14 protein-coding genes are annotated in these 12,685 nt (G+C 49.1%); 3 read left to right on the forward strand and 11 right to left on the reverse strand.

The genetic code is table 11. The features are described from left to right. Nucleotides 1-162: 162 nt before the first annotated feature. Nucleotides 163-456, forward strand: a complete 294-nt coding sequence (locus tag F569_RS0113650; protein ID WP_026942656.1) for a GIY-YIG nuclease family protein — start codon at nt 163-165, stop codon at nt 454-456. A gap of 139 nt (nt 457-595) precedes the next feature. Here F569_RS0113650 and pnp read toward each other — a convergent pair whose 3' ends face one another. From pnp to truB, 3 genes are all read right to left on the reverse strand, one after another. After that, nucleotides 596-2,800, reverse strand: a complete 2,205-nt coding sequence (pnp, locus tag F569_RS0113655) for a polyribonucleotide nucleotidyltransferase (RefSeq protein WP_026942657.1) — start codon at nt 2,798-2,800, stop codon at nt 596-598. Nucleotides 2,801-2,996: 196 nt separating this feature from the next. Beyond that, nucleotides 2,997-3,266: a 30S ribosomal protein S15 gene (rpsO, locus tag F569_RS0113660; protein WP_026942658.1), complete on the reverse strand. Its 270-nt coding sequence runs from the start codon at nt 3,264-3,266 to the stop codon at nt 2,997-2,999. Between the two features lie 18 nt (nt 3,267-3,284). After that, the gene (gene truB, locus F569_RS0113665; RefSeq protein WP_026942659.1) at nt 3,285-4,190 is read right to left on the reverse strand and encodes a tRNA pseudouridine(55) synthase TruB; all 906 of its coding nucleotides are present in this window, start codon (nt 4,188-4,190) and stop codon (nt 3,285-3,287) included. A gap of 121 nt (nt 4,191-4,311) precedes the next feature. Here truB and F569_RS0113670 point away from each other — a divergent pair, with 121 nt between their 5' ends. Continuing rightward, entirely contained in the window at nt 4,312-4,731 is a 420-nt protein-coding gene (locus F569_RS0113670) for a hypothetical protein (RefSeq protein WP_026942660.1), read from the forward strand. A 59-nt stretch (nt 4,732-4,790) separates the two neighbouring features. On the opposite strand, the gene rbfA is transcribed toward F569_RS0113670, so the two are convergent. Genes rbfA through F569_RS0113685 form a run of 3 tightly spaced genes read right to left on the reverse strand, consistent with a single transcriptional unit; the run spans nt 4,791 to nt 5,685 of the window. Next, on the reverse strand, nt 4,791-5,168 hold the full coding sequence (gene rbfA, locus F569_RS0113675; protein WP_026942661.1) for a 30S ribosome-binding factor RbfA: 378 nt from the start codon (nt 5,166-5,168) through the stop codon (nt 4,791-4,793). Next, complete coding sequence (locus tag F569_RS0113680; RefSeq protein ID WP_026942662.1) at nt 5,168-5,380, reverse strand: hypothetical protein; 213 nt, start codon at nt 5,378-5,380, stop codon at nt 5,168-5,170. The genes rbfA and F569_RS0113680 overlap by 1 nt, the downstream gene beginning before the upstream one ends. Further along, a complete protein-coding gene (locus F569_RS0113685; protein WP_154813753.1) occupies nt 5,377-5,685 on the reverse strand; it encodes a hypothetical protein in 309 nt (102 codons plus the stop codon). Before F569_RS0113685 ends, F569_RS0113680 begins: the two co-directional genes overlap by 4 nt. A gap of 155 nt (nt 5,686-5,840) precedes the next feature. Between F569_RS0113685 and F569_RS0113690 the strand changes: the two genes are divergently transcribed. Further along, a complete protein-coding gene (locus F569_RS0113690) occupies nt 5,841-6,227 on the forward strand; it encodes a hypothetical protein (protein WP_026942664.1) in 387 nt (128 codons plus the stop codon). Nucleotides 6,228-6,273: 46 nt separating this feature from the next. Here the strand turns inward: F569_RS0113690 and infB are convergent, their stop codons facing one another. The 5 genes from infB to trmB form a co-directional block, all read right to left on the reverse strand. Continuing rightward, on the reverse strand, nt 6,274-8,790 hold the full coding sequence (gene infB, locus F569_RS0113695) for a translation initiation factor IF-2 (protein WP_026942665.1): 2,517 nt from the start codon (nt 8,788-8,790) through the stop codon (nt 6,274-6,276). Nucleotides 8,791-8,906: 116 nt separating this feature from the next. Beyond that, nucleotides 8,907-9,605, reverse strand: coding sequence for an RNA-binding protein (locus F569_RS18210; RefSeq protein WP_051279905.1), 699 nt, complete (start codon nt 9,603-9,605; stop codon nt 8,907-8,909). A gap of 10 nt (nt 9,606-9,615) precedes the next feature. After that, the gene (gene nusA, locus F569_RS0113705; protein WP_026942666.1) at nt 9,616-11,262 is read right to left on the reverse strand and encodes a transcription termination factor NusA; all 1,647 of its coding nucleotides are present in this window, start codon (nt 11,260-11,262) and stop codon (nt 9,616-9,618) included. 9 nt (nt 11,263-11,271) lie between these two features. Next, nucleotides 11,272-11,829 (reverse strand): ribosome maturation factor RimP, encoded by a 558-nt coding sequence (gene rimP, locus F569_RS0113710; protein WP_026942667.1) that lies wholly within the window; start codon nt 11,827-11,829, stop codon nt 11,272-11,274. A gap of 192 nt (nt 11,830-12,021) precedes the next feature. Further along, nucleotides 12,022-12,648 carry a tRNA (guanosine(46)-N7)-methyltransferase TrmB gene (gene trmB, locus F569_RS0113715; RefSeq protein WP_233353679.1) on the reverse strand — a complete coding sequence of 209 codons (627 nt, stop codon included), beginning with the start codon at nt 12,646-12,648 and terminating at the stop codon, nt 12,022-12,024. Nucleotides 12,649-12,685: the final 37 nt, after the last annotated feature.

The following is a 12,685-nucleotide window of genomic DNA, read 5'->3' on the forward strand; positions in this document are numbered from 1 at the left end:
GGAGGCGGAGATAACCGCTCGGGAAGAAGCGGCGAAGTCAGACGATGCCGAGATATTGCTCGAAAGCCTGAGAGCAGAGGTAAAAGCCGCGCGGGGTTAGGCTCCACTATTTACCTCATTGCAAGACTTGTTCTTGCAACCCATCTCCTGCAAGTAACGATTATGAGCTACGGTTATGTTTACTTACTCTGCAACCGCAAAAACGGAACGTTGTATCTGGGCGTAACGGCCGATCTTTATGGGCGGCTACAGCAACATAGATCTCACTTTAATCCTAAGAGTTTCACAGCTCAGCATAATGCCACCCGTCTTGTTTGGTTTGAGCGGAATGACCTTGTCGCTGAGGCCATTGCTCAAGAAAAAACGATGAAGGACTGGCCGCGGCAGTGGAAGAAAAACGTGATTGAGCGCGATAATCCACATTGGGATGAACTTGTTTTGGATTATCACGATTAACCGTAACGTTTTACGCGTTATGAGCACGGGAGATGGGTTACAAGGACAAGCCTTGTGATGAGGTAGAAATTGTAGAGTTGCACCCATAAAAAGCCGCCCATAAAGAGCGGCTTTTCGTATTTATCCTTAGGAGAGCCGTCTACTCTTCTTCAGCTTTTTTGCGGTTGCGGCGTTTGCGCTTTGGTTTGTCACCGCCAGATTTTTTGTCGTCCTTATTATCTTCACGTGGTTCACGCGGGATTTCGAGACCTGTTTCTTGATCCACATATTTCATGGCGAGGCGGACTTTACCGCGGTCGTCAAAGCCCATCAGTTTGACATAAACTTCTTGGCCTTCTTTCAGATGGTCTGACGGGTGGTTGACACGTTCCGGCAGGATTTGAGAGACATGGACAAGGCCATCTTTCGGACCAAAGAAGTTTACGAATGCGCCGAAATCGACAACTTTCACGACTTTACCTTTATAGATAACGCCAACTTCCGGCTCAGCCGTCAGGCCTGTAATCCACTCTTTCGCCGCTTCGATAGACTTTTTATCTGTGGACGCGATTTTGATGGTGCCGTCATCTTCGACAGAGACGCGGGCGCCTGTTGTATCAACGATTTCGCGGATGACCTTACCGCCTGTGCCGATGACGTCGCGGATTTTATCAACCGGGATTTTCATCGTTTCAATGCGCGGCGCAAATTCACCAACTTCTTCACGGGAGACTTCGAGGGCCTTGTTCATTTCACCCAAGATATGTAGACGTCCGGCATTGGCTTGTTCCAAAGCTGTTGTCATGATTTCCTCAGAAATCCCTGCGATTTTGATGTCCATTTGCAGTGACGTAATTCCTTCGGAAGTACCCGCCACTTTAAAGTCCATATCGCCAAGGTGGTCTTCGTCGCCAAGGATATCAGAGAGAACGGCTGTGTCGTCGCCTTCTTTGATAAGACCCATAGCGATACCAGAGACAGGGCGCTTAATCGGCACGCCCGCATCCATCATCGCAAGAGAGCAACCGCAAACTGTCGCCATAGAAGACGACCCGTTAGATTCCATAATTTCAGAGACCAGGCGGATGGTGTAAGGGAAATCTTCCGGTGTGGGGAGAACCGCCTGAAGCGCGCGCCAGGCGAGCTTACCATGACCGTGTTCGCGGCGCGATGTGCCGCCCATACGTCCGGCTTCACCGACTGAATAAGGCGGGAAGTTATAATGCAAAAGGAACTTGTTTTTAATCGTGCCTGTAAGCTGATCAACAAATTGCTCATCATCGGACGTCCCAAGCGTTGCGACGCAAAGCGCTTGTGTTTCGCCGCGTGTAAAGAGCGCTGAGCCATGTGTACGTGGAAGCATTCCGGCTTCGGAAACGATCGGGCGAACCTGATCTAGCTTACGGCCATCAATACGCTTTTTCGTTTTAATAACGGTTGTGCGGACTGTGGCGGATTCAATGGATTTGAACACGTCAGAGAAAACATTTTCTCTCATGCCGTCTTCATTCTCATCACTACGTCCAAGCGCGTCCCATGCCGCGCTACGAGTTTCACGAAGCGCGTCTTGACGCTCCATTTTATCTGTCAGCTTATAAGCCGCTTTGATGCCTTTCTCGGCAACTTTCTTCATGGCTTTCTTCTCTTCAGAGAGATCTGGCGCTGTAAATTCCCAAGCCGGTTTAGCGGCGGATTTTGCAAGTTTCTCAATCGCTTTGATCACGTCTTGGCAAGATTCATGAGCATACATAACCGCGCCGAGCATTTGCTCTTCGGTTAATTCTTTGGCTTCTGATTCAACCATCATGACCGCGTCAGATGTTCCGGAGACAACGAGGTCGAGCTCTGAGTCAGCCATTTCGTCAATTGTGGGGTTCAAGACATAGTCACCATCAATAAGACCAATACGGGCCGCCGCGATGGGGCCTTGGAACGGTACGCCTGAAATTGTCAGAGCGGCAGAGGCGCCGATCATACCAAGGATATCAGGCTCGTTTTCGAGATCATGTTGCAGAACGGTGATGACGACCTGTACTTCGTTTTTAAAGCCCTTCGGAAAGAGCGGACGTATAGGACGGTCAGTCAGGCGCGCGATAAGTGTTTCGCGCTCTGTTGGACGGCCTTCACGTTTAAAGTATCCGCCCGGCACTTTGCCGGCGGCGTAAAACTTTTCCATATAATTTACGGTTAGCGGGAAGAAACTCTGTCCCGGCTTTTCAGATTTTGCCGCACAAACTGTGGCAAGGAGAATAGTTTCCCCATAAGTGACGAGGACGGCCCCATCAGCTTGGCGTGCCATGCCGCCTGTTTCTAATTTGAGAGGACGTCCCGCCCAATCGATTTCTACTGTGTGTTTATCAAACATATCGTACTTTTTCTTTTCGTATAATTTCAGACGCTCCGAATTGAGTGTCTGTTGTCAGCTATGACCCGATAAACCGAGCCATAATAAGTTGAGAGAAAACCAATTCATTTTGGTTTCAATTTTGGGGTCAAACGGCACATGAAAACCCGTGGTTTTCACTGTCGCCTTGCCGGTGATTTGCTGGCGCAAATAACCTTTAGTGGCGCAGACCCAGCTTTTCGATAAGTGTCTTATAACGACCCTCATCTTTTTTCTTCAAATAAGCCAAAAGACGACGACGTTTCGCGACCATGGCCAAAAGCCCGCGGCGTGAATGGTTGTCTTTCTTATTGGTTTGAAAATGTTCCGTCAGTGTTTTGATGCGGTCCGTGAGGATCGCGACTTGGACTTCGGGTGAACCTGTATCACCAGGTTTCGTAGCGTATTCATTGATCAGCGCTGATTTGCGCTCTGGTGTGATCGACATCGTAAGTCTCCGTTACGGTTATAGATTAAACACCTTTTTGGGCCTTAACTGACCGTCCGAGGTGTTACAAAGAGCGACCGCCTTGTCCTCTAACATAGCCAAAATCCATTCAGATTTTTCGGCTGTGAAAGAAGGGGTAAGGACAATTGCCCGTCCGTGTTTCAGCTCATTCGCCTCTTGTTCTGTAAGGGCTAACACCGGGATGTCGTCCAGCGCAGTCTCTACAGGCCGCAAGGCTTCTGAAACGCCGCCCATATGGCAGAGATTTTCCAGCGCGTCCAGTGTAAATGCATGCGCCAAAGTGAACGGGCCGACGCGCGTGCGGCGCAGCATGGTCACATGCCCGCAAGTGCCGAGCGCTGCCGCTAAGTCCCGCGCCAGAGAACGGATATAAGTCCCTTTTCCGCAATCAACCTCAAAGGTGGCAGCCTCCTCGTTATATTCAAGTAACTCAAATCTAGTCACGGACACGCGGCGGGGTTTCAGCTCTACCACTTCTCCAGAGCGGGCTAAATCATAGGAGCGCTTACCCTTAACTTTAATCGCGGAAAAACGCGGTGGTACTTGCTCTATATCGCCAATAAATTGCGGGAGGGCTTTGAGAATATCAGCCTCAGCAGGACGAACATCAGAGGTTTCCGTCACCTCCCCTTCAGTATCCCACGTATCAGTATTCTCGCCAAAGGTCAGGGTAAATTGATACGCCTTCTTAGCGTCTACCATAAAAGGCACAGTCTTCGTCGCCTCACCGAGCGCTATTGGTAATATGCCCGTCGCGAGCGGGTCGAGCGTACCCGCATGCCCTGCCTTTTGCGCGGTAAACAGCCAGCGCACCTTGCCCACAGCCGAGGTTGAGCCAAGCGCATAAGGCTTATCCAATACGACCCATCCATGAACGGGATTACCTTTGCGTTTACGAGCCAGACTCGCCTCCTGTAAATTTCATGTGCCATGCCTGTTTTAGGCATAAATATCAATTAACTCTTGAAAACATAAGCACTACCTTTAAGGGTGCTATTACTATGAAACTAAAGAGAGAAAATTCATGAACTTCAAACTACTTTTGGCAGCCGCAGCCGCAATATCACTAAGCGCATGCTCGACTATTATAAACGGCTCTAATCAACTTGTTGCCGTCAATACAGGTGATGTAACCGGCGCAGACTGCACCGCAACGGGCGGTTCTGAATTTGCTGTTAATGAGAGCTTTGTGACTCCCGCAGAAGTCAAGTTTCCGCGCAGTAAAAAAGCATTGAAATTTGAATGCAATAAAGCTGGATATCAAACTGCGACGAAAACTGTAACCGGTAAAGTCGAAGGCTCTACGGCTGGTAACATCATCGCGGGTGGCGGTATAGGTGTCGGTGTAGATGCTCTAACAGGCGCAATATACAAATATCCCGGAACAGTTATGATTCCAATGACACCTAATGGAATGGCGGCTGAAGAGCCAATGGCTAAGTAGTCATCTACTATTTCATATTTGATCGAGAAGCCGCCATTTAAGGCGGCTTTTTTTATGCGCTAATCTAAATCTTGCTTCACTTGCGGCTGGTCCAACAATTTCGCCATATCTTCTGCGGTATCAAAACTTCTATCGGCCACAAACTTCAAACGAGGCGTGGATTTCATTTCCATTTCCTTTCCCAATCGCCCGCGAAGAAAAGAGCTACAGCGCTGCAATCCCGCAATCACCTTATCCATATCCCCCCCGCCCAGAGGCGCCGCATAAACAAGCGCATGTTTGAGATCAGGCGAGGCCCGAACTTCGGAAATTGTCACAGAGACACCTTGCAGATCGGCATCACGAATATTTTCTTTCGCCAAAATATCTGCCAAGGCGCGGCGGATAAGCTCGCCCGCTTTTAATTGCCGCTGTGATGGGGGTCTGTTTTTTGTCATTATGGTCGAAATCCGTTTAGCCAGGCTTTCCAATAGACCATGTCGATTACAGCTTCAATATAAGCTTCTCCACTAGGCAAGCCTATCCTCTCCGCTTGCATAACGGCAAATTCCCATTGAGCTTCTTCGAGTTCAATTTCACTATCGATTCTTTTCTGCTCCCCAGGAAGGCTACTTTCCCATACAGATCGAACGAATAATTCAGTATTCATGAGAATTTGTTTCTAAACAGAAATGCACCTACGCCTATGGCAGCGCTACCGATAATCAGATGCCGCAAACGTAATTTCGGTTTAGCTACAAGTAACTCAGTTATAAAGTCTACACAGTCATATTTTACGATTGAATACTTGCGATATTTGCTAATGCGTTTCGCTCTTTCAATTATTTGCGCTTTCGATTGACTAACGCCCAGACGTCTAACCCATATAATTTGACCGCGTTCTTGAATACTAAGCAATGGCTCAATTTTTATCCCGTCATTGCCCGTCAGGTGTATAATTTCAGTATCATCCAAACGTAAAATCTCATGCCTTTTAAAATCAACCCACACTATTCCCACATTGTACCAGAGCATAATTATAACTTTCGTGTTAGCTTGCCTTAACTCGAATCAATAAAGGAATGCTAATTTTTGTCAATAAAATACAATAATTGCATAATTATTCATTTATGACTAAATCTGAAAATACTCCAGCCGCTACATTCTCAATGATTGTTGCACATGTAATTACTGAAAAATGGAAATTATCGGGACAGTCCATGATGATTTTCTATAACTCAACAGGCATTAGTCAGCCTTCATGGTCGAGACTAGCAAGAGGTCAGACTCGTTTTGATATTGAAGACCTCCGCATCATCGAAAAGCAAGCAAATATCGGCGTAATGGATGTTTTAAATGAAGCCTTTCAAGTCGAACAAAAAGCTAAGCTCGAAGGCATAAAAATCATTGAACCTTACACGACGCAAAATAAAGCTGACCTTCAAAAAGCAGGCGTTGCGATTGTTGCGGGTGCCGTTCTTGCATTTCTTGCAGTGCAAGCCATTAAGGCAAAATAAAAGCCCTCAAAGCGGAGGGCTTTCACTTTCAAATTTAGCGTAGTAACTAATCTAATTTACGATCTAGCATCTCAACTGTGAAACACTCAATCTGATCACCCTTACGCAGGTCATGATAATTGAGGAAGCCCATACCACATTCCATACCGGCTTGGACTTTCGGGACTTCGTCCTTAAAGCGCTTCAACGTTGAGAGCTCGCCCTCATGAATGACGACATCATCGCGAAGTAAGCGCACGCCAGACCCACGCTCAACGCGGCCTTCGGTGACTTTCGCACCCGCGACCTTACCCAATTTGGAAATATCAAAGACTTCGAGCACTTCGGCGTAACCGATAAATGTTTCTTTGCGCTCAGGTTCTAACATACCTTCAAGCGCGCCTTTGATCTCATCAATTAGGCCATAAATAATGGAGTAATACCGAATTTCAACGCCTTCTTTTTCTGCCAGCTCTTTAGCTTGGCGGTTAGCGCGAACGTTAAAGGCGATGATCGGCGCGTTTGATGACGCCGCGAGCTGAACATCAGACTCAGAGATACCCCCTGCAGCCGAATAGACGACACGCGCTTTAACTTCATCATTGCCTAGCTCTTCAAGTGATGTCTTGATAGCCTGAGCAGAGCCTTCAACATCCGCCTTAACCAAAAGCGTCATCTCGGAAGATGTCTTATTGGCCAGTTTGGCCATCATCTGTTCCATATTAGCCATGCCGGACGCAGCTATGCTCTGATTTTCTTTGCGCTTACGAATACGGTATTCTGTCAACTCGCGCGCGCGCTGTTCTGTTTCCACAACAGCAAATGGCTCGCCCGGTGCAGGCGCACCGTCTAGCCCCATAACTTCGACTGGAGTCGAAGGTCCAGCTTTCTTAAGCTGAGCATTACGCTCATCCATCATAGCTTTAACCTTACCCCAATATTCGCCAGCCACAACAATTTGCCCACGCTCAAGGGTGCCGCGCTTGACAAGCAAGGTTGCAACAGCGCCGCGACCTTTTTCGATTTTGGATTCGATAACAAGCCCATCAGCATTGCGCGTTGGGTTTGCTTTAAGCTCCATCAACTCCGCTTGGTTAGCAATAGCTTCAGCTAAGTCATCAAGACCTGTCTTCTCTTTGGCTGAAACAGGGATCGCCTGTACATCGCCCGACATAGATTCGGTTATAACATTATGCTGCAAAAGGTCAGTTTCAACCTTTTGCGGGTTCGCATCATAGCTATCCATTTTATTGATTGCGATAATAAGAGGCGTCTCTGCTTCTTGCGCATATTTAATGGACTCAATCGTTTGCGGCATGACGCCATCATCTGCGGCCACAACCAAAACTACAATATCAACCGCCTGTGCACCGCGTGTTCTCATTTCAGAAAAAGCCGCGTGACCCGGCGTATCAAGAACGGTTATTTGCTCGCCTGATTTTAGTTTAAGCTGATAGGCACCAATATGTTGCGTGATACCGCCGGCTTCGCCTGACGCCACATCTGTGGTCCGCAATGCGTCAAGCAATGACGTTTTACCATGATCAACATGGCCCATCACCGCAATAACAGGAGAGCGTGGCTTTCGATCTTTTTCATCAGACGGTGTATCATCGATGATGAAATTCTCTTCAACATCTGACTCCGAAACCCGCTTAACAGTATGCCCAAAGTCTTCAACAATAAGCTGAGCTGTATCGGCATCAAGCACGTCGTTCATTGTTGCCATTGTGCCTTGCTGCATTAGATATTTTACGACGTCACGCGCGCGTTCAGCCATACGGTTTGACAGCTCAGAAACTGTAATAGCTTCAGGTATAACGACTTCTCGCTGAACCTTCTCACGATCACCACTTCCGCCGCGCTGGCGTTGCTTTTCGCGCTCACGGGCCCGTTTAACAGACGCCAATGAACGTTGGCGCTCATCATTACCAGCCAATGCCGATACAATTGTAAGCTTACCACGTCGGCGCTTTGTTTCACCTTTAGAACGCGTCGGAGGCGGTGCAGCACGTTTTTTCTTAACGCGGCCACCTGCCTTTTCGATTTCAGACCGTGTATCTTCTTCTTTCTTCAAAGCCGCAGCCGCTCCAACGGGCTTACGCGCAGCGAGCTTTTCAGCCTCTTCTTTTTGCCGCTTTTCTTCTTCAGCCTCAAGACGCCGAAGCTCTGCAGCCTCTTCTTCTTTTTTCTTGGCTTCCAAAGCCGCTTTTTCCTCGGCCATGCGCTTTTCACGCTCGGCCTGTTCCGCAGCTTTTTTCGCCTCGCGCTCGTCAGCTTGTGCCTGAGCGGTGCTGAGAGCGGCTTGGCGCTTTTCATATTCGGCTTTTGAAAGACCCAGTTTTTTCGCGGCCAAGGCGACTTCATCAACCTTTGGCTTCGCCGCCGGAACAGTAATCTTTGGCGCAACCTTGACCTTTGGCGCTGCCCCCGATCCCGGACGTATAATAACTTTTTTCTTCTTCTCGACCACGACCGCCTTTGAACGGCCGCCCGAGAGAGATTGGCGTACGGAGCCCTTACCTGAAGTACTCAAGGAGAGTGGCTTACGAGCGCCGGGTTTTTTATCTGTCTTATCAGTCATTTTCATCTTTCAGATAGCAGGGTCATAAGTCCTGCTGATCAACGCTATTTATTCATTCTCGCGCTTGGCCGCGTAACCTAACGACCTTACGCCCATATTCAACAGGGAAAAACGCTTTATTTTTCCCGTATTTCATGTGCCCTGTCAGGCCAATTCATCGGGACAAGATCCCGAAAACCCGACAACCGCCGCACATCGATTTTCATCGACTTTGCAAGCTTACCTGGCCTTATCGCCGCATGCACAATCGACTCTCGCCCCAAAGCGCAGCCAATATCGTCTGCCGTAAAACAGCCAACAACAATTGGATCCGGCAGCTCTTGCTCGCGGTTCATGGCCTTGGCCAAAGTCCGTATTTTACTACGCCCGTCCTTAGACCCGTCAGAGGCCTCAATACGAAGAGCGATTGCCGCCTCACGGGCCATTGACTGCACTTGGTCAAACCCCATGGCAATCACACTAGCTTTGCGGGCCATTGTGATAAGCCCCAAAACGCGCCGGGACAGAAGCCTCTCCGTTAAAGCGGCCAAGTCACCCTCAATCTTTGCCGCCCCCTTAAAGCCGCGGTTAAAGCCTTTTTGCGCGATCACTTTTTCGAGCGATTGTCTATCGCTGCTGACCCAAGCGCCCCGGCCCGGCAGTTTGCCTTGAATATCAGGTGTCACCACACCCTCAGGGTTCAGCACAAAACGCACCATATCGACAGGGTCACGGCTCTCACCGCTCGCCAGGCAGCGCCGTTCAAGAGGCTTATGACCTCGGCGGTCAGGGCCAAACTCGGCCTCATCAGGCGATATGGTGGGGGCGATCGTCAATTAAAAGAGCCTATCCGAAAACATCTTCAGCTGTTGGCGCGGCATCAGCATCGACTTCAGCCGCCTCAGCTTCCTCTTCTTCAACAATGAGAGCGCTTTCATCAATCCAGCCCGCTTTGACGCGGGCTTGCATAATCAGCATGGTCGCGGCCTCTTCCGTGAGTTTGAAGCCTTCAAGCATGCCCTCTTCGTGAACCTTTTCGCCGTTCTTGATTTCCGTGTAACCGCGAAGGTCATCCGGCACGAGGCCGGCAACGTCTTCGACAGAGAGCACTTCATTTTTACCAAACTCAACGGCCATAGGCAGAGTGACGCCTTCGATGTCAAGAACGTCATCATGAACACCGGCAGCTTTACGCGTTTCGTCTTGCTCCTGGGCAAGCTTCTCAAGATACTCACGCGCACGTGTTTGCAGCTCTTCCGCTGTTTCCTCATCGAAACCTTCAATAGATGTCAGGTCGTCAATCGCGACATAGCCGACTTCTTCCATAGTCTGGAAGCCTTCAGAAACGAGCAACTGCGCAATCATTTCATCAACATCAAGACCTGTCATAAATAGCTCAGAGCGCTCTTTAAACTCGATTTGACGACGTTCGGATTCCTGCTCTTCAGTCAGGATATCAATCGCCCAACCGGAGAGCTGTGACGCAAGGCGCACATTTTGGCCGCGGCGGCCAATGGCGAGGGAGAGTTGCTCGTCCGGGACAACAACTTCGATACGGTCATTGGCTTCGTCGATAACAACTTTGGCCACTTCGGCAGGCTGCAGCGCATTAACAATAAATGTCGCAGCATCTTCAGTAAATGGAATGATATCAATGCGTTCACCTTGAAGCTCATTGACAACAGCCTGAACACGAGAGCCGCGCATACCGACACAGGCGCCTACAGGGTCAATAGAGCCATCATTGGAATAAACAGCGATCTTAGCACGTGACCCCGGATCACGGGCAACAGCGACGATTTGGATGATACCTTCATAAACTTCTGGGACTTCTTGCGCAAAGAGTTGCGCCATGAATTGCGGATGTGCACGTGAGAGGAAAATTTGCGAACCTCGCGGCTCTTCACGAACATCCATAATATAGGCACGAATGCGGTCACCACCTTTTACATTTTCACGTGGCAAGGCTTGGTCGCGGCGAATAACACCTTCGGCGCGGCCCAGATCAACGATGATGTGACCATATTCAACGCGCTTAACAATACCATTGATGATCTCGCCGACACGGTCTTTATATTCTTCATATTGACGGGCGCGCTCGGCGTCGCGAATTTTGCCCATAATGATTTGCTTGGACATTTGTGCCTGAACACGGCCAAATTCCAAAGGCGGGAGCGTCGTTGAGATTTCATAACCAATTTCAGCTTCAGGGTGATCTAACTTTGCCGTCGCTAAATTTGTCTGGGTCGCGTCGTTTTCAATTTCTTCGTCTTCCATGACGGTCACAACCCGGCGCAATGACTGCTCACCCGTCATAGGGTCAAGCTTAGCCCGAATATCCAGCTCAGCGCCATAACGCATGCGCGCGGCTTTTTGAATGGCCTCTTCAATAGCCTCCAAAACAATCTCTTTATCAATCGACTTTTCATCCGCCACAGCTTTGGCAATTTGCAAAAGCTCTAATTTATTGGCGCTAATTCCGGCAGTGGACATAAGGGTCTCCTATTCTTTTTCCGGTGTATCTTGGGTCAAATTTTCTTGGGCCTGATAGGCTGCGTCTTTGGCAGCTTGACCCGCCTTTATCAGCTCATCCGTGAGGCGCAACTTCGCCTCTGAAATCCAATCAAACGGGATTTGAGCCGTTTCTTTTTCGCCTTCCAGGTCAATATCGATATTGGTGCCGTCAATCCCCACAAGGGTTCCGCGAAAGCGTTTGCGACCTTCAACCATGCGGTCAAGATCAACACGCGCTTCATAGCCGGCATAATGTTTAAAATCCTCAAGCGAGGTCAAAGGGCGCTCCAATCCCGGAGACGAGACTTCGAGAATAAACGGATCATGTATCGGGTCCTCGACATCCAGTGTCGCTGTCAATTCCCGCGAGAGAGCCTCGCATTCCGTAATGCCGAGCAATCCATCAGATATACGCTCAGCCATGATCTGAACCGTTTTACGCCGGCCGGATTGCACACGTACACGCACGATATTTAGCCCCATATCTTTCGCAATAGGTTCAGCGATAGCCAATATACGCTCATCGGTATGTGTTTTCGTTTTCATATAGACGTCTTCATTCCAATCTTTAAACCTCTGCCCCAGAAAGATGAGGACTAGCCAATAAAAAAGGCGACCCCGGCGGGGTCACCCTACTGGCATCCTGTGCCAGAGGTGTATGTCTGAGAGCGATATAGGCGCGGATTCACGCTTTGGCAAGTCTTGTTTTAAGTTTCCGCAGAATCCAAAACTTTGCTTCTAACGTGTCACAAACTCAAAGAAATGCCCGTGGCGGCCCTCGCGCAGGGCTTTCTCGAGATAGCGGGTGGATGGCCAATCATCCGGTCGGATGCGCCAATTTTCCTGCCCCGTAACAGGCCAGTCAAATCCACCGTGACGCTTAATGCGCGTTAGCGTCCAGTCCACATAATCAATGATGTCACTGCCAAAGCGGAAACGTCCACCCGGCACAATCACGCGATGAAGGACCTCAAGAAAGTCTTCATTGATAATGCGGCGCTTGTTGTGACGCGCCTTGTGCCAAGGGTCGGGGAAGAGGACAAAAACACAAGATACACTATTATCTGGTAGAAGAGCCAAAACATCACGCGCATCCCCACGGTGAAGCCTTATATTTGAAAGGCCTTTATCAGAGACGCCGCGCACGGCTTTGGCCACGCCATTTAAAAATGGCTCTACCCCTAAAAGCGTAACATTCGGATTGTGTTCAGCTTGCCAGAGTAAATGCTCCGCGCCGCCAAAGCCAATCTCAAGCCAGATGTCCCCTTTTATATCAGCAATAGGGTTTTTTCCCGCTTTTATATACGGCACTATATCAAGGCGGGGAAACTCATTTTCCATCAATGCCTTTTGTGCTGGACTCAAGGGTTTACCCTTAGCCCTACCAAATGTGCGGAATGAA

It is taken from the genome of Hellea balneolensis DSM 19091 (assembly GCF_000428525.1).
GTDB lineage: Bacteria > Pseudomonadota > Alphaproteobacteria > Caulobacterales > Maricaulaceae > Hellea > Hellea balneolensis.